The following is a 25,268-nucleotide window of genomic DNA, read 5'->3' on the forward strand; positions in this document are numbered from 1 at the left end:
TACTGATGGTGTCCCTGGAACCGTATTAATGGAATAACTCACACTCCTAACAGAACTCCAACAGCCGGTTGAATTATTTCTAGCGCGTAAATAATAAGTAGATCCACTACTTAAAGTTACACTCGCTGATGAATTACTTGTACTTGTCCCCGAAGATGAACTCTGCCAATACCACGTAATTCCACTTGGAGGTGTTCCCCTTGTTAATACCGTACTCCCACAATTTTTAGTTATTGTTGGCACTGATGGGGCTCCCGGTACTGTATTAACTGAATAACTAATAGGGTTTGACGGTCCCCAACAACCTGAAGAACTGTTATATCCTCTTAAATAATATATAGTACCTGAAGTACGGGTAATACTTACTGAAGAATTACTCGTACTAGTCCCTGAAGATGAGCTTTGCCAGTACCAAGTAATACCGCTCGGTGGTGAACCTCTGGTAATGATAGTACTACCACAATTTTTAGTTATACTCAGTATAAGTGGTGCAGTGGGCATGGTTTCATCAATCCTTCCATTACAGTTATTATCTATACCATCACCGCATATTTCAGTAGCCCCTGGATGAACATTAGGATTATGGTCATCACAATCATCTTCATTTGATGCATACCCAGGCCATTGAGGCTTGGAAGACTTGATACGAGGATTACCAGGTGCACCATATCCGTCATTATCATAATCCTTAGTTAACCACCACCAATCACCATCTCCTCCTCCATCTGGAGGAGGAAGAGCTCTAGTTGAAGAAGAAGTAGTAGTACTATCAATACTTTTTGTTTGCGAAAATAATGTGCTTGTTATTAATAATACAATCCACAGTATAATGTTTTTAATCATTCTTTTATAGGTTATAGTTAATAAGTAGGGCTATTAATATTTTGAATTATTTAGAAAATATCTTAATTATTTCATTATCCTGTATAAGAACAATGGAATCTTTGTATACTTTTGAGATTTTTATATTATTATATTTCCCACCTTCTTTTATTCTTTTTAGTTGATTATCAATCTTTATTAAAGCAAGCTTAGCAGAGCTCTCCGACCCTTTCATATAACCCAAGTATTGAATTTTTGGCCATTTAACATTATTAATTGGTTTTGGCTTTTGTATAACAGGGATATACTCCTCTTTAGTCTTCTTTTTAGTAAACTTTTTTTGAGTATTGGCACCTAAAAAAGGATCTCTTATGACTGGATCTATTGAAAAAGTATCCTTTGCTAATCCTATAGTTTCAACTTTGGGATTCATAGCATAGGCGACTGTCGTTTCATGTTCGCTTTTATCGAAGAAATGAAAATACTTATTGAGAATTGATACCCAAATTATGACAAGTCCAATTCCTAAACCTATATTCAATTTTTTATTGTCTTTTATCATTGAATGGTTATTTTTCTATTACTACTATATTCACTTTGATTCCCGGCTTCATCCAACGTCTTTACTCTCCAATAGTAATCTCCATTGTCTGTGAATGTATATTCTCGTTCATTTACTGAAGTTTCAAATTCAATAACCCCATCTGTAAACTCTACATTCTTAGCTAATTGTAGAATTGACTTTGTAGGTGACGAAATAACTCCAAGATCATTTGCTACTTCCCAGTTAAAAGTAACTGTATCACCACTAACAGCATTGTCTTCAGGTGTCATTAAGGCGGGAACATTTGGTGCTTTTTTGTCTATATATATCTTCCGTGAGGTATAAACAGTTTCACTCTCTTCATTAACACCCTTCACCCGCCATGAATACAAAGCATCATCCACTATTTCAGAGGCATCTAAAGTATAGTTATTAGAAGTTAATCCCTCTTCATGAATAATTGTTTCTGTATTGTTAGAAACTGTTTTATCAATTTCAAGAACATAATCAAGAGCATTTTTATTGAATTCCCATGTAAGTAAAATGGATTGCGTTGTGTTGGTGTAAAAATTATCAGATGGAGATTTTAAAAACAATGTTTGTTCTGATAAATCACTCGAAGATGCTACTTGAAAATTTATTTCTTTAGTATACGTAGTGGTATATGCAGAATTCTCCCCTCTTACCTTCCAAACAAATCTACCAGTATTAAAAGGTAAGTTAACATGGCTCCCTAAAGCCAGTGTATCATAGAGCACTTTTCCTGTAGAAGTACTGGTTACAAAGAGACGATATTTTTTTGCCCCGTCAATTTCGCCCCATCTAAATTCAACAGAATTACTACTAATAGTATCCCCTTCTTTTGGAAAAATCACTTGAATATTCTCTTCTTCAATATCTTCTTCAAAAACATCATCACAACTTAGAAATGATATGAATCCTATGCACAAAAAAATATTAATTAATCTTTTCATAATTCTGAAATATTAAATTTACTTTTAAATTTTCACGATTTTTTTTATAGTCTTTGACTTTTTCAAAATCAACACTAACAACGGTTGAAGCTGTAAAATTTCTTTCAAATGAATACACAAGTTCTAATAGTTTATTATAAGTACCGGAAAGTCTTAACTGATTTGTATATGTGATTAAATGACCATCATTAAATTCATGTGTTTGATTTAAATGATCTATTGTCACTTCATCATAATCAGATACAAATTCAAGTATCTTACGTTGTACTTTTTCTGGAGTGATTTCATTCTGATGTTGATTTAAATTATACGAAGTCGTATTTTTTATTAAATTCTGAGCATTAAAAGTACGCTCATCTATTTCCCTTAACCGATTTTCACTTTGCTTCATTTGATCATAAGACGCCATGGTCAACTTAAAGGATCGCTTATATGATGCCAAAAAAAGAATGATAGCTATTAAGCCTAATGCAATTAATTTTACTTTATATGAATATTGTTCAAACATTATTTATAAATAATTCTAAAAATAAATTCTGATTTCTTTCCCTTGTCCAACCCAACATTTAAAATTTCTATTTTTTGAACCCAAGATTTTTTTTGTAATAGCTCCAACCATAAACTTACAGCTTTGCTATGCTCAGCAATTCCCGATATCTCAATGACCTGAAGCTCTTTATCCACCTTTTCCTTATTCTTTATTCCTTTTAATAATGGATTTATTTTAAGTGAATTCAACGTAATATCCTCCGGGGTTGAACTTCCTAATTCATAGATGTAATAAGAAAAAAATTTATCATTTAACTGACCTGATTCCTCCATAATAATCTGCTGTTGATTCCACCATTTTTCTAGTTCAATCAATTGGTTATAATTCTCCTTTTTAAGGTATAACTCCGATTCATATCTTACATATTCATTATTATAATAATCCAATAAAAGATAGCTAGTTAATAAACCTGTGAAAGAAAGAATGATCATTACTATAACACCATAAGAAAACCATTTTTTATAACGGTCTTCATTCTTATTATTCTCAAAAACAGTAACATCATATAGTATCCGCTCACTGGGGAAAAGATAATTAATTAAGGTTCCGAAAAGAGGTAAAACACTCGGGGAAAATTTGGTATTGTCTATTTCGACCATTTCATTACAAGTACTATTTTCATCATTCAATTCTACAATTGTAATATCATTTTCACTATAGAATAAATAACTATCTACTTGAACCTTTTTTTCTTTTACCAATGGCATTATCAACATTCCTACAAAAGGACCTATACTATAATCTATCGGATGAATTTTTAAAGGTAATAATCGTTCTATAATATCTTTAAAAGTATCCTTTCTAATAACGGAGGTATTATTGGCTTTTTCAGTTGAATATACATAGCTATAAAATTCGTCTATAGATACTTTATTCAAAAAGAAATCTTTTCGAACATTCTCATGGGCTCCTAAAATCTTACTCACTACGCTTTTCCCCTGTATATTTAAAAGCACCTTCATTTTTGAAGAAACCTGCTTTAGTAAGTCATCCTGAGTTAACTTATAGTGTATTTGGGAAATTTCAACTTTAGATCCTTTTCTTTTACAAATTAATAGATCAAATAAAGTTAGCTCTCCTGAATTTACACCTATAACAGCATAGGTTTGATTTTTAAATATATCAGTTAATGATTGTTCCATGGATTACAACTAATAAACTACTGTTGGTTTTATAAAAACGTGTAACTTGGATTTCTCCGCCCTTTTTGACCTACTGCTAAAAAACCATTTGATAATTGGAATTCTAGAAAGTAATGGTGTGCCTGTACCTGAATTTTCCCTTTCTAGCTCATCCAAACCTCCTAATAAAATCATTTCATCATTTCGCACTCGTATCAAAGACTCAAACTGTTGGGTAGCTTTTCCGGGAGGTGCATTTTCTCCTTGCCTTCCTAAAAAGGAACTTCTTTCCACCACAATATTTAGAGTAATTTGTTCGTCTCGGGATACAAAAGGTTTTATATTAACACTTAAATTTGCATCCGTTGATTTCCATTGCCCTGATTGTAAAATATCATTCCCCAATCCACTATTTATTAGTCGGTTATTTTGTTCAAAATAATAGCTTGTTTCTCCAATGGATATACTCGCTTCATGTCCGTTTAAAGTAGATATCTTAGGAGTTGATTTCATATTTATAATGGAATTGTTCTCTAAAGCTCTCAGGCTCATATAAAAATTCTCTGTTACCTTACCTAGGTTAAAAATTCCAAAACCATTAAATGCCTCTATCAGACTATTAATTGATGAAGAATTTAATTGTACATCAACTGTTGGAAATAGTACTCCGGATGTAGGCTTTACCTCATTGCTCAATCCCGCCTGTATTCCGGTTTTAATTTCATTGGACTTTTGATATTGTACAATTAATACTTCAATAAGTATCATAGGAACCACAACATCTACTTGCTTTATATACTCCTTTATTTCCTCAATCCTTGGTCTGGATCCGGCTACCACAAACCCATTTAGCTCTATGAACTCTTTAATCTCTACATCGGTTATAAGATCTGCTGGTAAAATTTCCATCACTGTTTCTATAGTGCGGTTTTGAAGTTGAATGAGTTCTGTACTGCGAAGTCCCTCAGTATTCTGATCTCCTATAAGATAAAATCCGTCTTTTTTCTTATAGGTAAATTTCTTTCCTTTAAAAATATGATCCAGAAGTTCATCAAAACTAAAATTACTAGCAACCATTGTAGTTGTTAAAACCTCTGGTTTGTTATACATAAAGTAATTGATTCCCATTTTCTCCGCCACCAAAGCAATAAGTGAAAAAACATCGGCATCATACGCTTTAATACTTAACTGTCCATTTGGTAATATATCTACCTCTGCAGTAGATTTTAATGCTTCCAATTTCTGAACACTGGAAGCTTTTGTTCCTCCTTTTCTAGTGTTGGAATCATTAATTTGCTTTCCCAACACATAAAAGCCATTATCATCTATTGATAATGCCAGGTTATTTGATTGAGCCATCATTTCAAGTACCTGATCAAAAGGTCTGTTTATAATATATGAAGAAATCAGTTCGTCATTAATAGCTCGAGAAATGATAATATTCTTATTACTCAGATCAGTAATTTTTTTAGCTACACTATGAAGAGAATCTTGAGAAAGTTTAAGCGATAGAAAATCATTTTCCTTATTATATGTTATATTTAACTCCTTTGGAGCCTCCTTTTTAACTACCTTCCGCTCAATTTCCGGTTTTTTAAAAACAATAATATTATTAATTATCTGAATATCTACATCATATTTTTTAGCAACGAATAAAAATATATCTATCACGGAAATATCATAAAAACTACTTTCCACAACTTGTGAAAGATCCGAATCGGCACTGATATTTATTTGATGCTCTGCGGCAATAGAATTCAAAAAATCATACAAGGTTAATCCAGTAATATCAATACGAACAGTTTCATTAAGTGCCGGGTGTTCTATCGCAAAAGTATCCAATACAGCTTTTAGGCTTTCTGATTGTGCTTGCGCTAATACCGTATAAGACCATAGTAATATCATTAAACATAGTAAAATCTTTTTCATACAATTACTTATTTATTAGTAGTGAATAAATTTCTTCCAAAGAGGTATTCCCCTGAGAGAAAATCTTAAAAGCCTTAGTGGACAAACTGTTTTTATGAAAATCTTTGGAGACACCCTCCGTCGTTCCATTGGTTACCATATTTATAACCTCTTTAGTAACTTGTATAAATTCATAAATGGCAGTTCTCCCTTTATATCCAGTATAATAACAATCTGGACAGCCCACAGCTTTGTAATGAGTTTCAAGTATAAACGGTGGTGTATATCCCTGCGGCAAACTATCTTCTGATAAAGATTCTTTAACTTTACATGAGTTGCATAATAAACGTATCAAGCGCTGGGCAACAGAGATATTTAAGGTTTCACTAATGTAAAATGAAGGCACTCCCATATCCATTAACCGTGTCAAGGTTCCCATAGCAGAATTGGTATGTATTGTAGAGAGTACTAAATGTCCAGTTAAGGAAGCCCTTATAGCCATTTGAGCTGTTTCTGCATCCCGAATTTCTCCTAGCATAATTATATCCGGATCTTGTCTTAGAAAGGAACGCAAAGCAGCAGAGAATGTCAATCCGATATCTTCTTTTAATTGTACCTGATTAATTCCCTGTAAGGTATACTCAATAGGATCCTCAACAGTCAAGATATTCCGTTTGGAATCATTTAAGTATTTTAAAGTAGCGTACAAAGTTGTCGTTTTCCCAGAACCCGTAGGACCACTTATGAGTACAATTCCATTGCTTTTCTTTACCCCCTCCAAATATATTTTTTTCTCTTCTTTGCTCATTCCTAATTGATCCAAGGAAATATTTGAGGTATCTCTCCCTAAAATTCTCATCACCACTTTCTCTCCGTATAAAGTCGGTAAAATTGAAACTCTGATATCAAAATCTTCGAAATTAATCCTACCATCCTGCGGTAGTCGCTTTTCAGTAATATCTAGATTAGATTCTATTTTTATCCGATTGATCAGAGCTAAGTAATTTTCTAAGGGGATATTGTATTTTTCAATTAATAAACCATCAATTCTTAATCTGATTCTGGCCTTATCTTCAAAAACTTCAAAATGAATATCACTACTCCCTATAGATTTAGCCTCTTGAATAATTTCCTCTAGAAATTCTCTTTCTTCATAAGAACCATTTTTAGAGGTATTCGATACATTTTCCTTATTTTCCTGTTTTCGATAATATCTAAAAAGCGCTTGATTGATGATATCCTTAGATAAAGGGATCAGCACAATTTCTTTTCCAAAATAAAGCGCAAGTTCTTCTTTTATACCCGAAACCTGATGCTCTTCATCTATATAAAACTCACAAGTTATCGTATCAACACCTTTTGGAATAATTCTAAAGCCGTACGCTAAATCTGAGGTAATCAGTTGTTGTAATGCTACTTCTATTTGTATTTCTTGAGTTGGTATCATTAAGGGTTAAATTAAATAACTATCAAATAAGTTTTTACCTGCCATATAACTATAAGTCAAAACACCTATCAGAAATATGCTGAGATACCCAGCTAATGGAATCGTCTGTCCATTTTTATATCTGTTCTTAAAAAAGAAAAACAAAACAAGTGAAAACAGTAGACTCGTTATGAAAAAAAGAAGATAATTACTATAATTAAACAGTGGAGAAACCGCTATAAATATAAGTAAGTCTCCTATTCCAATTTGGGATTTAAAAATATTTACCAGCCTCTTATTTTTTAGTGAATAATAAATTATAAGAACTAAAAAATTTAGAAGTAAAAAACTATTTATCCATACCATTTGATGCCAAAAATCGACTTTTTTAAAATTCAAAAACACTGTAAAAACACCAATCGTAATTGGCAAAACTATATGAATCAATCGCTTTTGAATATCTTGATAAAAAATTATCAAAAAGCATATAATTAAAACACTATACACCAAGGGCTCTTTATAAATTATATATTTCTCCATCAATCCTTAATTACTTCCAACAATATTTTATTTTGATCTATTTCCCATGTATTGAAACTTCCATCACCATCAAAATCTGAAATGGCAGTAGCCCTTGCTTTAAAACCGCTTGGAGAAGCTTCAATAATTTCAATTTTATAAACGGCTTGGCCTCCATCAGATATGGTTTTAGCATGCTCAAACCCAAGAGCTTCAAAATCTGTTGTATATTTAGAGTATCTGTAAAAGTGGCTCTTCTCTAAACCATACACGTGATTGAGCATACTTTGCGCTTCGATAGCTTTTGCTTGGGTGATAACGGAGGTTTGATTTGGCAATACCAGGAGAATTAAAATCCCTATGATGCACAATACAATTAATAGCTCCGACATGGAATAACCGGGAACTTTTCCCCTTAGCTTTTTCAAAGCATACAGCTTGCTTTTAATTACTTTTATAGTTTTCATTGTTTAGGTATTTGTATTATAAAATTTTGCTTAAATCAAACATGGGCGAATACATGGCTATAAGGACAGTTCCTACAATAAGACCAATAATGATAATAATCAAGGGCTCCATAACCACACCCATCATTTTTGTCTTATGCTCCGTTTCTTCATTATATTGTACACTTAATCTCTCGAACATTTCTTCCAGTTTATTAACCTGTTCTGAAATATTAATCATAGAAATCATTTTACTATCATAAATGGAATGTTTTGCCAAGGCACTAGAAAAATGCATACCGTGTTTAATATCCCTTTTAACCACCTCCAAACTAGCCTCAATGGGATAAAATGCTATCATCTTTTGAATTAATTCTAACGAGGTTATTAAGGGAGTTTTTGCTCGTAGTAACAGGCTTAATGTATTACAGAATCTAGTAATATAGATTTGCTTTATGAGTTTCCCTAAAAAGGGAATTTTAAGTAGCCATCGTGAGGTCCATATTTTATAAGATTCTTGATTTTTAAAATAAGTATGAAGGCCAAATAATAAGCCGAAAAAAATAAAAATCCCCCAAGTTATAGCCGAGAAATGATTGGATAAATAAACCACTTTTTGGGTGATAGGAGGAAGGTCCTTTCCGAACTGTCTAAATACCGATGAAAACATAGGAACCACATATTTCATCATAAAATACAGCACCCCAAAAGTGAGTAATAATACAAATGCTGGATAGGTAAAAACGGATATGATCTGCCTTTTCATCTTGACCCTTCGCTCATAATAAAGACTTAATTCCAATAAAATATCGCCTAACTTTCTGGTTTCTTCGCCAATTTTAATACTGTAATACTCATAAGGTGAAAACTTCCCAGTATATTGCATCGCCTCATGCAACCCTTGTCCCTTTACTACGGCTTTTTGAATATTGTCAATTACCGTTTTAACCTTTTTAGTTTTTTCCTGATTCTTCAAAATTTCCAAAGACATTCTAAAGTCTACTCCTGAAGACAGAAGAGTATATAATTCCTTATAGAACTCCATTTTCTTCTTATCAGAAAAACCATTTCCCAACACTAGTTGTTTGGCAAAGAAATCCTGATAATTACCATTGACCTTTTTCTGGTTTGCTTTACTTTGATATGTCGAAAGATCAATACTCATTTTAAGAAATACTGGTTAATAAGCTGGTTAAGGTTTTTTTCTTTACTTCCGAAATAGGTATACCTTCCATCAAATAATGACAATTGTATTCCAAATACATCAGAGGTAATATCTTCTGTACTTAGAACACGATTGGATATCCATAAGGTATCCATAGATTTTTGGTTATTACGTACCATATATTCGTCTTTAAAATGATATTTAATTTCTGACTTCCCATTAACTAAGACGAGTTCATTTTCTTTAAATTCATATTCGGTTGAATGATAAATATCGCGATCCAATACCATTTTCAACTGATTGTATTCCATTATAACATTCCCATACTCTTTAAAAGCGTTTAATTGACCTGTTATATGATTTATAATTGTATAAACCATTGTTATGACCATGGATGTTACCACCATCCCCACCAATAGTTCCTGAACAGTAAACCCTTTTACACTTGCCTTATTCATCCATCAAATATTTATAAGTTCTTGACATCTTCCCTGCTTGTATTATATATAACACCTCTATGTACCCACGCTCTTTTTTTTGGTTTACCTGCTGTTCTATTGTATATCCCTCATATTCATAACTCTGGTCTTCAATAATTTCATCTCCCGCAAGTTTCCTATATAATTCCTTTACTTTTTGTTCTCCTACAAGCAGCTTATCCGGGGTAGCAGATTCTAATACATTTCCAAAAATTAAAAATGCACAGGACAGGCAAATAGCCACAACACTCATGGCAATGATGGATTCCACCAGCGTTGATCCGGAAACCTTAATACAACTCTTCAATAACTGCATAATTTTCAAAATTCACATTAGACAATTTGTCTGCAATACCTATAGCCGAGCCTACAAAAAAAACAGGGAGCTCTTCGGCATTGATGGTTCCATCCATCAAATAATTTTTATAAGAGGCCGACTTAGTTTTTAAATAAAACTCATCTGCATAAACGGATCCGATTACCTTTCCTGTTAATAATAATGGACCATTACAAAACACCTCTCCAATAACTTCGGAACCTTCTCCTATATCCATTAAACAATTAGATTCTTTATCCGAGACATTTGGAACCATTATAACACTACCTAATACTTGACTCCCTTTTTTCATTTTTAAAAGGCTCTCTTTTGTTTTATCTTTACTCGTTATTATTAAACTGGATGGATAGGTAAGAACCACATCTTCCTCTAAAACGATTTGCTCCGAAGCAAAGACCTGTACATTTCCTCGAAACCCTTTTTCAAAAACTACTTTGGGAGCACTTATAAGTATTCCATCCATTTGCATGGAACGACTCACAAACAAGGTGTCCTTAGCGGAAATCATTATTTTTCCTCTTAATGATTTTCCAGAAATTACCGTATCGGAAGCCCTTATATGAATTCCGGGAGTATTGAATGCGCTTTCCAATTGTTGATCTTCAATCGTGTCCCAAGCAACCTCATCAAAATCTGTCAATTCATTAGTTAACATTCCCATTGCTATTTTTATAGGTTGACTTGAAGAAATAGATCGTTTTCCGTGTAAATAATTAGCCGCTTTAAAAGCCTGACTTTTTACATATCCGGGTTTTATTCCGGCTTTGGGCAGGCTCACGTCCCCGATTATCTTAGCTTCCCCCACCATATGCAAGGGTTCTCCTTTATCGGGCATGTACAATGCCGTTACCGAATCCATTTTTCTTCCCAAAAGGTCAATTTTATAAACAGTGTCTTTTCCCGAAAAAGTCATTACCTTTAGCATGTTATAAACGCCCCAAGTATTTAATTCGGCTCGGGAAGAAATTCCATTTTCTAAAACATCATTGTCTATAGTCATTCCTAGCTTTCCTTCTTGGATCTGGTGTCTATAATATATTCTGGCTGCTTCATTGGTTCTTAAAAGAAACTCCTCCCTATCCATCATTCCCTCATGCAGGCTCATATAATTGCTAATCAATAAAAGTGAATAGCAAAATATCCCTACCAAAACGCAGATAATAATAGCATAGAATAAGGAGGCCGCTTTTATCATTTTTTAGTGCTTTTATTTGTTGTCATTGCCTTTTTTTCTTCCTTACCAAAAAGCTTTTGAAATAAACCAGTATTTTCTTTTTCTTTTCCTCCCGTGCTATTTTTCATTCGTTTTTTTAAAGCCTTTTCCCGCTCACGTTCTAATTTACGCTGAGCCCTTTCTGTTGAATCTGAATTAAATAAACGTCCAAAAAATCCTTTATCAGAATGCTGAGCACTATCTACTTTAATTGAATCTTTCTCTTTAGATAAAAGCCAGCGACTTAAGAAAAACTGCTTCGAAACAGTGTCTTTAGCTGTAGTATCCCTAAGAATTCGGTCTCCTCTTTTAAATACCAATGTATCTCCATCTTCGATATGTATCCATCGACCGTGTTTTTTACCATTGCGGTACCTCCCTTTTAATAAGAGGTCACCATCAGAATTATAATGAAGCTCTTCTCCTTTTTGTTTTCCTTTTCTCCAATATGTTACCGATGCCAATTGTCCGTTCTCATGCCAAGTACTCCACTTCCCTTCTTTTAAACCATCATCAAAATTCCCTTTTTCTGCCATTTGACTGGAGTAGTAATATTTTACATAAGGACCATCAGCCAACTCTCCTGAATAGTTATCGAGTGTTTTATGAAGCACCCTGGACTTATACCAATAATAATAACGGTCATTTTTTGCCTTGGGCTCTTTATCTGTAATATATACCTCTTCCTTAAACCCTTCATTATGCAAAATCTTTTTGTTGGTAATCATCTCGGGCATGGATTGACAACCCGTAATTACCAAGAGCAGTATCACGACATAATTTCTAACACGGCTAACATTCATATTTAAAGGGATTTGGAATTTTTAAACGATTTAAAATAGATCTCAGGACTTTTTTTCTTTTTAGTATAGAGCACATTCAATCCTTCTACATTCCAATAGGCTTTAAGCAGGTAGTCTTCCTGCATTTGTTCAACAAACTCAGCAAAAGAAGGATCTTCTAACATTCCATAAACCACAAAACGATTAAATACCAAATCTTTAAAAGGTGTATCTTTACTTTCAAATGGTGCAAAAATTGTATTGTACTTATGACTCCATTTATAAAGCTCATAATGATCCAATATTTTGCTTCCTATTAAACCTCCATTTTCTTTATCTACTAGATAAAAACCACAATAATCTTTTCCTTTTCTGGTATATAAATTCATTCCTATAGAGGTAGGGCCTATATCAAAATTTAATATACGATTGTAACTATTAAGATATTTTAATTTAAAATCATCCAAAGGATATTGTTGCTTCCATACCAATTTCCCCGAAGTATCGTATTTATGAACATAAATTCCGGAAACATCCCGTTTTCTTTCATAACCTCCAAATGCATAATAAGCATCGTCGTATCTGTCATAGTAAAGTACTCCATTTGCCAAAGGTGAATTAACAGCCGTAACCATACTACTGTTTACTGATCCGTAGGTATCGTATGCACCTGGATGATCATTTAAAAAAGAAAATTTTGAATCTTTCAAAAACACTTCAATACTTTGCTGATCTATAATTTTGCCTTTAAAATCATATTCAACAGCTATGTAGTTCCTAAAGTTTTTCTCTTCACTACTTTTATTGATATAAGCAATTTTAAAACGATCTTCTTTATAGTCCATAAGCCATGCACCATAAAGTTTTTCACCACGAAACGTAGGAGCTTCCATTTCAAACTTCTCTATTTCTTCAGTACTCATATCGGTCACCTCTATTTTCCATCCAATATCAGTTCCCAATATATTTTCTTCCATTCTTGCAATAATCACTTTTTGATTGGTAATAAACTGAACAAAAGAATCTTTGGATTTTAACTTATGAAATCCACCTTTATTCAACACTCCCAATCTGTTCTCATTATCATACATGGAAAAGGCAAATGCGGTTCCCTTGTCCGAAACTAAAGAAAGCTCATTGGAGCGTAATTTTCTATCTGAAGGTAATTCAGAAATAACGTTAAAATCCTGGTCATAGGTTACGATCTTTGTTTTGTATGTAGTATTAGAAGCGCCAGATTCAATAGTGTAAAAATTTCCATTGTAACTAAAATCACACCAATCGTCTTTAGGAGATTTGGGTGCAGTAATGGTAAAATCCTGCGCATAGGAAACCGAAGAAAAAGCCATAACAATGGCTAGTATTTTATAAAATACATTCATAGTTTAGTAGGTATTATATAGTTTAGCTTAGGGCTATTTTATATTATTTGGTTATTCTTTTTTAGTTTATTTCTAATTGAATTTTTAATTTTTATCTCTCCTACCATGGTAGGTAAATCCGCTAAGTTAGGTGACTTTTCGGAGCGGGTCTTACTTTCTAGTCTATTTTATAACATAACCGTTCAAGATATTAGCTAAGTGATACTCGTAAATAAAAAAAGCCTGAGGTTCATAACCTATACATTCATTGAAAAAATACACACACTTTTCAATATTTTTATTTTCGAATTCAAGGACTCCTGCATAAAAAAATAATTGAGCCAATTGTTTATTTCTCAAACTCTCTATGGATTCCTCAATGTAATTATAACTTTCTTCTAATGTAAATTCCTTCAACATAAAAAAACCTATTGGTTTTGGCCATATCATAGACCTATTATTTGATTTTAATAATTTTTGTATTCTATTTTCACTATCAACTTTAAGCTTTTGGTCATTACAAAAAGAACTAAGAGAATAAATTATAGTCTCAACTTGAATTCCACCTGTTGGATCAGAATATTTTGCTTTTCTTGATTCAATTAAAAAACTTAAAGCTTTATTAAACTGATTTACACCGGCACTAGCAATTGCTTTCCAAATAAAGCCATTCTCACTAATTTTTCCTTCATTTTTCCATATTTCTTCAACCACTATATGAACTTTTTGAAATTTATTTTCGATCACTAAAGCAGGAAGTATTCTCTTCAGTTCAAAAACGTTTCCAGTTTTCTCATATTTATTAAAGGCTAATTCACAAGCCTCTAACCATTTTTTTTCTAACAAAAGATCATAAACACTCTTCATAAATTTATATTTTAATTCTCTATTTTCATTGATTCAGTTCCATACTTTACTAATTCAGTATCTTCCGGTAACTTACCCTTTCTTACATCAGATTTAAATGTTCTCTTTCCAGATAGGCTATTTGGCTTGAAGTCACCAAAATTATTATTTTCAGACCACCATGACCCTGGATACTCCGAGGGGTGTCTCCCTCCAATTACTTCAATATCTGCTCCAGATTGACCTCTTCTTGTAAACTTAAATTCTGTTTCTGGAAACAATTTTTGAATTTGTGATGGACCAAATTCTCCAGAACCTCCATTTAAGACATCATAATGGAACTTATTTCCTGCTTCTATAGCCTTTTTAATTTTGGGATTTCTACTCCCCTTAAGAACATTATCGACTTGATTAGAAGTTTTTCCCTCAGGAATAACAAACAATGGCCATGAAATCAATAACTCTTCTTGAGCTTTTTTATCCCCGTTAAAGGCATCAACAACAATATCTCCTCCTAAAATTTTAAGAAAAGCATCTCCAATGTAATTACCAGTATAATCCTTTCCAGAACTTTTATTTTTCCATGATGTAGATTTATAATAAGGGTAAATTTCATTTTTTTCTGCTTCTTTCCTGTTCGCTTCTTTTATATTACCGATAAAAAGTTCATATAAAGGTCCACCTCTAACTCTCCAATAAACCTGTCTTATTTCTAGTTTGTATACCTGACCATATGCATTAAAATGCCTTCTAACATTGTATTCACCTTCTAGTTCTTGAATAACTTTTTCATGGGATTTATTGGTCTGAAGTACTCCATTACCATCTTTCCATACATTGGTATAAGTAACTTTCTCCAAACCTTCGAGTTCTTTGGAATCAATAAGCCTATTCTCACTAAAAGCATAAGAAGAATTCCATGGATAACTAGCAGCCAATGGATCCACAGCAAAGAACCTTCCCAATCTAGGGTCATGCATCCTATACTTATAGTTTACACTATTTCCTGCTCCTTTAATTTCATTATCTTTTTCCTGTCCTTGAAAGCCATATCGATAACTCGGGTTGTTAAAGGTACGGTTTGGTTGTAACATTCCAAAAGGATAATAATTATTGTAACTCTCTACATGGGCACTTAGGGTGTTGTCCGTGGTATTTAAGTCCTTACGGTCGCTTACCACTACCCGTACATTGCCCAAATGGTCTTTCAGTTCGTAATATTTCTCCCCAGCATAGCGGTAAACCAGACCATTATCATCGCTTTGCAGCATACTTTTTACCGTAAAGGGTTGGTAGGGTTGGTAACCGGTGGTTCCTTCTCCTGCAGGTAAGTTGTTTAAGGTAAGCGTTGAGCTTCCTGCTAAATTCCATTCTTCCCCAAAGTTAGTATTTTGCGCAAATTGATATAACTTTTCGTTCTTGTTCGCCCTGATATCACCCAATGAAGTATTTATTATCGTTTCATCAGAGGCTCGCTTTACCATGGTTACACTTTGATCAAACTGGGTAAAGTAGATTTCATCGCCCGTATTTACCAAGGAGCCTTTACCTACATTTTCTCCAATGGTTTTGGTATATACTTCGTTTCCTATGGGCAGCCATGTTTCTTTATCCAATTTCCAAGTTCTTACTTCAGAATCCGCTGCTTCCGTCCATTGGCTGGCAAAGCTCGTGGCATTATACATACTTATGGCACTACCGTCCAAGGCTATTTGCAGTTCGCCATCGCCTTTGGTATTGTAACTGTTAAAACTTTCCGTTACGGCCCCTTCTGCAACTATGGAATCGGAAGCTATTACATTAAAGCGAACGAGGTTGGCTTGTGGAGAGGTGACAATCACTCCAGCAGTATCCACCACCGCACCCGCATGCATGGTGGCATATACAAATGCCTTTGCATTTTTGCGGTCTTCCACCACCGCCATATGGCGCCCATAATTGCTAAACGGTAAGGTAGTCACCTCCGTTACCTGCAAGGTGTTTCCGGCAGTAGTGAGAATTGCCTTGGACAAACCTCCATTTACCGTTCGATATAGCAAGACAAACTCACTAGCATTAGTTGGACTCTGTAGTACAATTGACTTCGCCAGCGGATCCGGTTTTGATGATGTGTCGGCATTGATTAAGTCCAGTCCTTCTATCAATTGGCCTTGTTGATCGAACACCAACATAGCTGCTTTGTCTTCTTCCCCACTTAAATAATTATTGGTTACCAAACCATATCCCAGTAATTGTTCGTCCCTGGTCTCTATCTGGAAAATATTATTCTCTGACTGGGCTGCCACTAAGGTACTATCCGATAACAATTGAGGTTGGTATTCCAAAGAAACCATGGCTTTATCTACCACGGAAGTGGCCAATTTTGTTCCCGCAATAGTTATAGGGTTCCCTAAGGTATCCTGAACAACTTCACTGGCACGTTGGACCAGCAAAATATTTCCGTAAGCCACTTTGTTGATGTTCTCCTTAAATTCCAACATGACACCTGCAAAGTCATTGTCCCCTTCAAAGGTATATTCCGTTTTAAAGACTTCTTCCTTATGAACATCTTGCCCGATACGGTCGCTACCATAAATAGGGCGCTCGATTAAACTAAATACGGCCCGATATGTTTTATCGGTCGGATCTTCAGGGAGCATCTTTTCATCTTCCCTTTTATATACCCCCATTACATTTCCTTGGGCATCCAAAGAATAATAGGTAGTCTCAACGGCTTCCGGGTTTTGAATTTCCGGGCCATTACCATTGGTATCATAAGGCATTCTATTTACCTGTTTTACAATCCTGTTTCCTAAACCGTCGTATGTAAATTTCAGATGTACTTTTTGCGTTTCGGCATCCCCGGTATAATCCGGTATAATTTCAGAAACTTTTCCTGAAGTGTTCCATACATAGGTCAAGCCTTCACTCTCATCCCGAACGAGTTGCCCAGTTTCATCATACTGATAGTTACCGCTGGATTGATTTGGTAGATCATTAATTATTGGATCCAGTTGTCCAACTGCATCATTTACGTGGGTTAATTTGTTTGATTGATTAGGATCGGTCAGGTCATAATGATAGGTCAGGTCGTCCATTAATTGTGCGTCTTCTGTATATCGTTTTAAGGATTGTAGGTTTCCGTTTCCATCATAGGTGTAATTGGAAGCAAAAGCAGCTGCTTCTCCACCCATGTTTTCATAAGCCTGGCTCGCCTCATTAAAAGCCTTGGTAGTAGCTGCTTTGATCCTGTTTAACTGATCGTAACGATAGCTGTTTCCAACTAAGAAACTCGAAGTCCCGCGCTCTTCGGCTTCCGCTTTTGTCTGTGAGGTCCATGTGCTGATATTCCCGTTATACAGATTTTGGGAAACCCCGGCCACCTGATTTTCCAAGGCAAATGGATTGGCCGCCGTTAAACGGCTATCAAACACCCCTTCACGGGTAAAGTCCCCTTGGTAATAACCAAGTGCCATTCCAAATTCATCTTTTGGAGCACCGTTACCGGCACCATCGAGTACGTCATTGCCATCTGGGCTGTATGGATTCTGAGCTAGGTTAGGCGTATTGATTCCTTTTAACCATCCATGAATGGTATATGTAAAGTCGAGCCCCTGTATTTTATCTTCTCCCAGTTCTGTTCTTGCCAATGGCCCATGGAGGTAGTAGTCGTAGCTCGCATCTTTGTCCCATAAATGACCATCCTTGGAAGTTTGAACATTTACAATCCTGTTGTCAGCATCGTATTCATATTTGTGGTGATACTCATCCACACGTCCCTTATTGAATACTACTTCATTGACGTTTCCGGAAATCAAATCATAGGAATAGGCTACTGTAGTCTGTCCTATTCCTGGAACTTCTTGAACTATCCATTCTACATTTCCATGTGGGTCGTAGCTATAATATGTTTTAGAAACACCGCCATTTTTATCAAGGTTGTAAATATAACTTACTCTATTTCTTAAATAACGTTGCTCATTCCCCTGATATGTAACCTCCGCTTTTTCATTAAAGGTAGTAGCAATATATTCTGCTTTATCTTCAGCTACAAAATTGAAAGCAACGGTAGGATCTGCCTGTCCGTCACTTAAAAAGTCATCCGGAAATATTTTACCTGAAAGTTTGGCCTCTCCTGCTTCTATCACCCTTCCAAGGTTATCGTACTTACTGTATGAGAAAGTTCCTTCGGACTGTTGGCGCGCATTTTGGGAATACCATAACTGTCCTATATCATTGTACAAGAAATTGGTAGTACCCCCGTCCGGTGTATTCTGTTTTTCCAACTGGGCAATACTATTGTAATCATATCCCGTTACATAGGTATGACTGGTAGGAACCCTTGCTATATTTCCACTGCCGTCTGTAGCAATAACTACGCCCTCCGGAGGAACCGTTCGAACCAGGTTTCCGGCACGGTCGTAATAATACAGCGTAAAATGATAATTCTCCGTCGGGTTCTGGGTATATGTAAGATTTAATGTATCTTTTAATAATTCAATATCCGTGAGTGCACGTTCAATGCTGGATTGGGTAACTGCCTGCGCCTCTACAATACACTGCTCCACATGAGCGGTAATGGCCTGTTTAAAGCTTGACGGATCAATTGGTGACCTAACGATACTTTGAGGGATGGTTGGCACTGTTTCCTTTATGGCAGGAGAGCTCCAACTTAGACAAATATTATACTGTCTTGTTACATCCGGTTGTGTAATGGTTGTTACAACACTTTCAATTTCACAACCCTTGGCATCCTTTACTATAACTTTATAATCGCCCGGAGAAATCCCCATATAAGAAGAAACGCCTCCTTCTTCAACAATTTCCTTATAAACCAAAGATTCGGAAATTGAAACTGTTCCTTTATTTGAAGTGATGCTATCAATAGCAAACCAAGAAAATTCATAGGGAGCCACCCCGGAAGAATATCCTACAGCAGTTCCTCCGGACTCCAATCCTGCAATAGCATCACAGGCCGTCTGAACATCTTCAATAAAAGGAATGTCCAATGGATCGGGATCTACCAGGGTTAAAGAAAGTGGTATTGGATTTGGACAACCATTCATATCACTTACAACCACCTGGTAATTTCCGGCAGGCATCCCGGTAAGGGTATGACTTGTAGATAGTATTTCTGTTCCTCCATCCTGTTTCCATTGATATTCAAAATTCCCTGACCCTCCAAAAATGACAACCTCTGCCCTTCCGGTAGCCGTACCATAACAACTAGGATCTGTGGTCTGTACCTCAGCAGTGAATTGAGCCCTTTGATTAATTTCAAATGTCAATTCATCTCCGCAAAGTCCAATATCGCCTGGATAATTCGCTGAACCTGTTGGAAGCACCTCCGCTTTATATTTTCCTTCTCCAAGACCGGGAAATTCCAAATCCCCTCTTACATTGTTCAGTGTCTGCGGCGAACCTATATAAGCACCCTCATTATCGATCGCACCAAAGGTTACATCATAACCGGAAACAGTAAATATCGAACAGGATGGTATGTTATCACTCACAGTAATTACCACATCACGGGTCTCATTGGCATAACATAGCTCATAAAATCCGGGATCGTTATTATCATTGGTAATAGCTGCATTTACATTATAACTGTTTATGATAAAAGTTCGGGTATATATGCATCCATTGGCAGCTGTTATTTCCAAACGATACACGCTTCCCTTCTCCATATCAGTTAAAGTCTGGGCCTGGGAATCCGGGAAAGTTCCCGAAAAATCAGATATACTTAATCCTGATTGCGTATCTATGATTTGAGCAGTGTAAGCGGTACCACTAATTGCGGTATGGGAAGTGCCCGTCTGAAAACTTAGATCAATATCGCCGGTTGTAATACCACAAGGTAAAAGGGTCGTACAAAAATTAGATATTGGAGTTCCAATTCTAGGAACATTTATCGTTTTTGTAAAAGTACAGCCATAATTATCTTCCAATGTTACCGAGAAAATACCTTCCGGTAAATTTTCAACTTGAACACTGGTCCCGCTGGCAAGCTCCTGGCCTACGGTTAGACTACCAGAAGATGAAACGGCAATAACTTTAAAAGGGTCTTGCTCGGTAAAACCAGTTCCGGACTCTCCCACAACAGAAAAGTTAACGGCTCCATCCGCCTGACCACTACAACTCACTCCCTGAATCAAAGTCATGGTGAGATCAGCTCCAGGATATACATCAGCCATATAAGAAACAGAACCGCTACAATTTCCATTATTATTTCCATTGGGTGAAACGGTAACCGTAAGATTGGTACTGTTATCAAGATCGAATGTAAACTGATTTGCATTACTTGCTACAGGTGTTACATTCCATGAAAAATCATATCCGCTATAATCCGTAACCCCTTCCATGACTACATTAACAACCATATTCTCTCCACTACACAGCGGTACCGATGAAACTGGTTCTATGCTTAAATCCGGTAAGGCTATTTGCGAAGCCGTTCCACTACCGTATGCAGAAGTCACATCCAGATTACAGGTCTGCTGATTGGTGGCACAAACACCTGTTCCGGTTTGTATTAGGCTTGCGTTGTATTCAAATTCCGTTTGTTCAAAATCCGTTAAAATTGTATATATCTGAAATGTCTGATTTTTATTGGTATTTAGGTCATTTAAATTCCAGGTAAGTGTATTCCCCGATTGATCAGGAGCCGGAAATCCATCCACTACACCACCAAAAGAAGTTCCGGATGGCAACACCACTTCCAAAACCTGATTATCTACGGTCAACGGATCATTATTTGTAACATCAATGGTAAGCTGGTTTTGCGTGTTACATTGTAGGAAATCACTAGCATTAACATCCACCGACAAGTTGGGAAGTACAATATTATTTAAAGGGAAAAGCCTGTTAAAAGCATAATTTACAATATCCCCACAATTGGTAAGTCCATCCAAATTAAACTTAATAGGTATCCCCGGATCCATGGTACAATCTGCTATAAAGTCCATGGTAAAAGTAATTTCGTTTTTACCCGGAAGCCGTGTTCCTGGAATGGTATTGTCTCCGCTTTCAATTCCTGAAACCCCTGCTGTTACCAACAAATCGGTTACCAATTCAGCAGCTTTTATGGTATAAGATCTTCCATTTACCTCAACAAAATCAATCGTATTGACAACCCCTGTTTGCCCATCAAATGCATAAGAAATGGCGTTGATATCTTCAAAACTGATCCCTTGAGGCAAATCAATGGTTATATCGGTATCATAGATATTGGCAAATTTAGAGCTCACAACTTTTACTTCATAAGAAGCTCCTTCACATAAATCCACATTCTCATCCAAGCGGTTCACTTCCCAGGAAATCCCTCCGGTTTTATAACGTAGGGTAAGCTCTTGTTCATCCATTCTGAACAAACATGACAGCAAGCCTGGGTCTTTAATCGAAGTAATTGATTCTAATTCTACAGCGGAAAGCCCGTCCAATGGGTAGGTATCGCAACTCCTGCTTGTAATTATTTCCATGTTTTGAGTTGCATCGTTTTCGCATGAGCTATAAGAAGCTATAGGGTAAATAGTTTCACAAATATCTCTGCTAACAAGTCCTACTTTAATAAGCATATTCTTTCCTAAACCTGTATTAGGGTTTATTTCTCCATAAAAAACTACTGGGAGAATGTCATCCTGATTCCTTGCTCCAATTAAATTGGTTCGATTGTCATTTTCTTTCAATTCAACTGCAACCCATGAATTATTGATTGTTTCCTCACTACAAATACTTACCGGCCACTCTACACTTTCCTCAAACCCTTCCTGAGTAATATTAGAATTAACTTCAAATGGTACGTCAATATCTAAATATGATCCTGTAGTATTCTCTAACATTAAAGGTTCCTGACTCTCATATGGGTCTATATAATATAGCTGAAATAAGTTCTGTATTTCATAATTACTAGGAATTACAAAATCCTCATCGCAAATTGGATCAAAAGCTATTGTAATCTCTCTATCTAAATCAATCCCCTCAATATCAGGAGCAATATGATTTTCAAAAGTATAATCCGTTCCTGAGGTCAGATTATCATCATTTAAAGTTAAAAAACGATGGCTCTCATTTGCTATTTCCTCATTTTGCCTAGTATATATTGTATATGGATAACCGTCCCTAATTTGAAAATCATCTCTTGGAGGCTCCACTGTATATTTATCATAAATTATCATTGGTCGGTATTCATTCGGAAAGTCATCTGCTTTTGTTGCAGATCCTAGTCTAATCCGTCCAGGAGTGTCTAAAATTAAATCACATAAATACCCTGCGTTATATGTATAAACCTCTAAAAGAGGGATAAATAAGGAAAAGTCATCTCCAAAAGATTTAGAACATGATATGATTCCAGATGTATTTTTACCAAAAAATCTACCTCTTAGAATTTCTAATGGATATGTTGCTCTTTCCAGTCCTAGCTGAGATCTTGACTTTAGTTTTAATTCTAAACCTGAAACATTAATTGTTTTTTCCGTAGCATTTGAAATATTTACACCATCCACAGTATATAAATATGTTATTCTTTCCTCTGAAATATTTATTTCCGGGTTTGTCAATATAAATGAACTTCCATCAATAGTCAAAGTTCCATCAACTTGGTGTTCAAATAAGCCTGTATCTTCTTCATTCAATCTCTCATATGCAAACTCAAAATATAAAGTATCAAAAGTATCAGGAGTACTTGGTGTATCAGTTTGGTTTAACAATCCCTCTGAGTTTATCAGAATATTATCCAATGGATACCCTCTATCTAAAGCTACACCAGTAGTATTTTTATCAACGCTTGGAGCTGTTTGTAATTGCTGGTTAGTATAATACTGGACTCCATTTGTATCGGGAGCAGGCTCTTCATAACCAAATGTATTTCTTTCAAAGTTAAAAGATGTTGTTGTAAAATCGCAGAGGCCACCTCCACCTCCTCCATTACCAGAACAATTATTATAATTTGTAAAAATCGAACGGCTTTTAGTTGTAATACTAATAGGTTCAAGTGTGGTATAATCACCACAAGCATCTAAAAAGGTATTCCACTCTATCTCTCCAATTTCAGGAGCAGCACTTTCAATACAGTTAACTTTGATTTCTAAAGTAATTGGAGAATACGCATCCGCATCATAGATTCGATAAAAATCATTTACTTTTTCAAATGATAATTCCGTGGAGTACCTATTTGCTGATACTACTTCATATCCTATTGGAAGTTTTACTTCTGCATAATATCCCCCAAAATTAAATGGATATGGATAATAGGGTTGTTGATCTATTCTTTTACCTCCATTAAAGATTATTGTAGCAGTATCTCCTGAAGATAGCTCAGACGGAGCTTCAAATTGTTCAGCAGAACTATCACGAAGATAATACCTAAAACTGCCTATACCATAAGAACCAACATATGATTGACAAGAATTTCCTTTTGGTGTCAAAGAAAAATTACTGAAAGATTCATTTGCAGTATATGTATCTGGAATCCACGCTCCGTTATATTGAACTTGAAAAGCAATGGAATTCCCAACTGGTAAATCATCATAGAAACCATCCTTATCTACATCCTCTAACCCAATTCCTGGACCATCAGGGTCAGTCGTCAATAAAGGGTTATTACCTAAATTAGCTATATAATCATTGCCAGTACTACTATCATTAGGAAAATTTATCCCTGCAATTGTAATAGTAACATCTTTATAATAAGCATCTCTAATCCTTATATCAAAAGCAGTATCAGCCTCTACAGGCGAATTTCCATAACCATTATTAATTATATATTCTCCCAGTACAATTTGATCTCCGCATAGGCTTCCAGAATCTAAAACGCCTAGGTTAGTGGGTACAGATCTAAGTGAAGGCCTCCCTTCAACAAATTTTATATAATTTGTTGTAATTGCTTCCTGATCACCTTCATTACACACTGTATCTTTACACCCCCAGTTTACTATATAATTTGTTTCCAAAGCAGCTGAATAACAATCACCTGGGAAAAGAGCTACATTATCAATAAAAGTCATAATTTCATTCTGTTCAAACAGCGCATCATTATCACCTATAGAGGTAAAATCATTAATGGTATAAGTAACCCTGTCAAAATCGGGATTTAACGGGGAGGTAGTAGTTCCATCCGGGGTTAAGGTGATTCCATTTAGCGTCAAAGCATTGTAAGTTATCCTATTGTCGATATCTACATAAAAGGTAAAAGAAGATAATGCCCCCAAACCAGAATTCCTCACTTCTATTTCCCTATTGAAAACGGTACCATTCGTATCTTTTTCTAATACTCCAAAAAAGACATTCACATCATCATCGCTTACCTTAGCTTCCAATTCAGCAAACCGAATGTTATAAGACTCAGATGTTCCTGAAAAACTTTCTTGTATCCCACCTATTAAATAATCAATCGTATTGACATTGGCTACATTAAATTCGGTTTCATCTCCCGTCGAATCATTGAAGCCATTTAACACGGAACAATCTCCCTTAACTTCGTAGGTAAAACTAGTATTACTATCAGTAGGGATGTCCGGTATAGCAAATACCGGTGAGGTTGTGGTTCCTGTATTTGTATATTGAGAATTAGTCAAGCTAATTCCCTCCGGGAACTCGGTTTGAAAACTAATTCCCGAAACAATATCAGAGGATGAATTTGTGATTGTAATTGTAAAACTTACCGTATCCCCACACAGGGTTACTGCATTGGAAGCATTGGTTTCTATCAATAAATTTGTATCCGACTGTCCGAATACTTGAGCCGGCAACCACATTAATATAAGTAAGAAAGATATATATAGGTATCGCATGATAAGGGT

17 protein-coding genes are annotated in these 25,268 nt (G+C 35.3%); all 17 read right to left on the bottom strand.

Annotated features, from left to right (window positions below; all coding sequences use genetic code 11):
• A partial coding sequence (locus JM658_RS11935) for a putative metal-binding motif-containing protein (protein ID WP_236959498.1) occupies window positions 1-843 on the bottom strand: 843 nt, incomplete at its 3' end.
• Between the two features lie 46 nt (window positions 844-889).
• Window positions 890-1,384 (bottom strand): hypothetical protein, encoded by a 495-nt coding sequence (locus tag JM658_RS11940; RefSeq protein ID WP_236959499.1) that lies wholly within the window; start codon window positions 1,382-1,384, stop codon window positions 890-892.
• Window positions 1,381-2,340 carry a fibronectin type III domain-containing protein gene (locus JM658_RS11945; RefSeq protein WP_236959500.1) on the bottom strand — a complete coding sequence of 320 codons (960 nt, stop codon included), beginning with the start codon at window positions 2,338-2,340 and terminating at the stop codon, window positions 1,381-1,383. The genes JM658_RS11940 and JM658_RS11945 overlap by 4 nt, the downstream gene beginning before the upstream one ends.
• Window positions 2,324-2,782, bottom strand: a complete 459-nt coding sequence (locus tag JM658_RS11950) for a hypothetical protein (protein WP_236959501.1) — start codon at window positions 2,780-2,782, stop codon at window positions 2,324-2,326. Before JM658_RS11950 ends, JM658_RS11945 begins: the two co-directional genes overlap by 17 nt.
• A 65-nt stretch (window positions 2,783-2,847) precedes the next feature.
• On the bottom strand, window positions 2,848-4,032 hold the full coding sequence (locus tag JM658_RS11955) for a PilN domain-containing protein (protein ID WP_236959502.1): 1,185 nt from the start codon (window positions 4,030-4,032) through the stop codon (window positions 2,848-2,850).
• Between the two features lie 9 nt (window positions 4,033-4,041).
• On the bottom strand, window positions 4,042-5,940 hold the full coding sequence (locus JM658_RS11960; RefSeq protein ID WP_236959503.1) for a type II secretion system protein GspD: 1,899 nt from the start codon (window positions 5,938-5,940) through the stop codon (window positions 4,042-4,044).
• 4 nt (window positions 5,941-5,944) lie between these two features.
• A complete protein-coding gene (locus JM658_RS11965; RefSeq protein ID WP_236959504.1) occupies window positions 5,945-7,366 on the bottom strand; it encodes a GspE/PulE family protein in 1,422 nt (473 codons plus the stop codon).
• A 6-nt stretch (window positions 7,367-7,372) separates the two neighbouring features.
• A complete protein-coding gene (locus JM658_RS17270; protein WP_394800479.1) occupies window positions 7,373-7,885 on the bottom strand; it encodes a prepilin peptidase in 513 nt (170 codons plus the stop codon).
• A complete protein-coding gene (locus tag JM658_RS11970; RefSeq protein ID WP_236959505.1) occupies window positions 7,885-8,292 on the bottom strand; it encodes a type IV pilin protein in 408 nt (135 codons plus the stop codon). Before JM658_RS11970 ends, JM658_RS17270 begins: the two co-directional genes overlap by 1 nt.
• 55 nt (window positions 8,293-8,347) lie before the next feature.
• Window positions 8,348-9,475 carry a type II secretion system F family protein gene (locus JM658_RS11975; protein WP_236959506.1) on the bottom strand — a complete coding sequence of 376 codons (1,128 nt, stop codon included), beginning with the start codon at window positions 9,473-9,475 and terminating at the stop codon, window positions 8,348-8,350.
• Window positions 9,472-9,933: a PulJ/GspJ family protein gene (locus JM658_RS11980; RefSeq protein ID WP_236959507.1), complete on the bottom strand. Its 462-nt coding sequence runs from the start codon at window positions 9,931-9,933 to the stop codon at window positions 9,472-9,474. Before JM658_RS11980 ends, JM658_RS11975 begins: the two co-directional genes overlap by 4 nt.
• A complete protein-coding gene (locus tag JM658_RS11985) occupies window positions 9,926-10,225 on the bottom strand; it encodes a hypothetical protein (protein ID WP_236959508.1) in 300 nt (99 codons plus the stop codon). The genes JM658_RS11980 and JM658_RS11985 overlap by 8 nt, the downstream gene beginning before the upstream one ends.
• Window positions 10,226-10,244: 19 nt before the next feature.
• Window positions 10,245-11,486 carry a hypothetical protein gene (locus tag JM658_RS11990; protein WP_236959509.1) on the bottom strand — a complete coding sequence of 414 codons (1,242 nt, stop codon included), beginning with the start codon at window positions 11,484-11,486 and terminating at the stop codon, window positions 10,245-10,247.
• On the bottom strand, window positions 11,483-12,232 hold the full coding sequence (locus JM658_RS11995) for a toxin-antitoxin system YwqK family antitoxin (RefSeq protein WP_236959510.1): 750 nt from the start codon (window positions 12,230-12,232) through the stop codon (window positions 11,483-11,485). The genes JM658_RS11990 and JM658_RS11995 overlap by 4 nt, the downstream gene beginning before the upstream one ends.
• Window positions 12,233-12,309: 77 nt before the next feature.
• Window positions 12,310-13,668, bottom strand: a complete 1,359-nt coding sequence (locus JM658_RS12000) for a hypothetical protein (protein ID WP_236959511.1) — start codon at window positions 13,666-13,668, stop codon at window positions 12,310-12,312.
• A 162-nt stretch (window positions 13,669-13,830) separates the two neighbouring features.
• On the bottom strand, window positions 13,831-14,514 hold the full coding sequence (locus JM658_RS12005; RefSeq protein WP_236959512.1) for a hypothetical protein: 684 nt from the start codon (window positions 14,512-14,514) through the stop codon (window positions 13,831-13,833).
• Window positions 14,515-14,525: 11 nt separating this feature from the next.
• On the bottom strand, window positions 14,526-25,259 hold the full coding sequence (locus JM658_RS12010; RefSeq protein WP_236959513.1) for a hypothetical protein: 10,734 nt from the start codon (window positions 25,257-25,259) through the stop codon (window positions 14,526-14,528).
• Between the last annotated feature and the right edge of the window lie 9 nt (window positions 25,260-25,268).

It is taken from the genome of Joostella atrarenae (assembly GCF_021764745.1).
Lineage (GTDB): Bacteria > Bacteroidota > Bacteroidia > Flavobacteriales > Flavobacteriaceae > Galbibacter > Galbibacter atrarenae.

What these genes read in the sequence shown, in the direction of transcription:
- JM658_RS11945 (WP_236959500.1), bottom strand. Translation starts at nt 2,340, where the DNA reads ATGAAAAGATTAATTAATATTTTTTTGTGCATAGGATTCATATCATTT.
- JM658_RS12000 (WP_236959511.1), bottom strand. Translation starts at nt 13,668, where the DNA reads ATGAATGTATTTTATAAAATACTAGCCATTGTTATGGCTTTTTCTTCG.
- JM658_RS11960 (WP_236959503.1), bottom strand. Translation starts at nt 5,940, where the DNA reads ATGAAAAAGATTTTACTATGTTTAATGATATTACTATGGTCTTATACG.
- JM658_RS12005 (WP_236959512.1), bottom strand. Translation starts at nt 14,514, where the DNA reads ATGAAGAGTGTTTATGATCTTTTGTTAGAAAAAAAATGGTTAGAGGCT.
- JM658_RS11995 (WP_236959510.1), bottom strand. Translation starts at nt 12,232, where the DNA reads ATGATTACCAACAAAAAGATTTTGCATAATGAAGGGTTTAAGGAAGAG.
- JM658_RS11965 (WP_236959504.1), bottom strand. Translation starts at nt 7,366, where the DNA reads ATGATACCAACTCAAGAAATACAAATAGAAGTAGCATTACAACAACTG.
- JM658_RS17270 (WP_394800479.1), bottom strand. Translation starts at nt 7,885, where the DNA reads ATGGAGAAATATATAATTTATAAAGAGCCCTTGGTGTATAGTGTTTTA.
- JM658_RS11975 (WP_236959506.1), bottom strand. Translation starts at nt 9,475, where the DNA reads ATGAGTATTGATCTTTCGACATATCAAAGTAAAGCAAACCAGAAAAAG.
- JM658_RS12010 (WP_236959513.1), bottom strand. Translation starts at nt 25,259, where the DNA reads ATGCGATACCTATATATATCTTTCTTACTTATATTAATGTGGTTGCCG.
- JM658_RS11980 (WP_236959507.1), bottom strand. Translation starts at nt 9,933, where the DNA reads ATGAATAAGGCAAGTGTAAAAGGGTTTACTGTTCAGGAACTATTGGTG.
- JM658_RS11990 (WP_236959509.1), bottom strand. Translation starts at nt 11,486, where the DNA reads ATGATAAAAGCGGCCTCCTTATTCTATGCTATTATTATCTGCGTTTTG.
- JM658_RS11940 (WP_236959499.1), bottom strand. Translation starts at nt 1,384, where the DNA reads ATGATAAAAGACAATAAAAAATTGAATATAGGTTTAGGAATTGGACTT.
- JM658_RS11955 (WP_236959502.1), bottom strand. Translation starts at nt 4,032, where the DNA reads ATGGAACAATCATTAACTGATATATTTAAAAATCAAACCTATGCTGTT.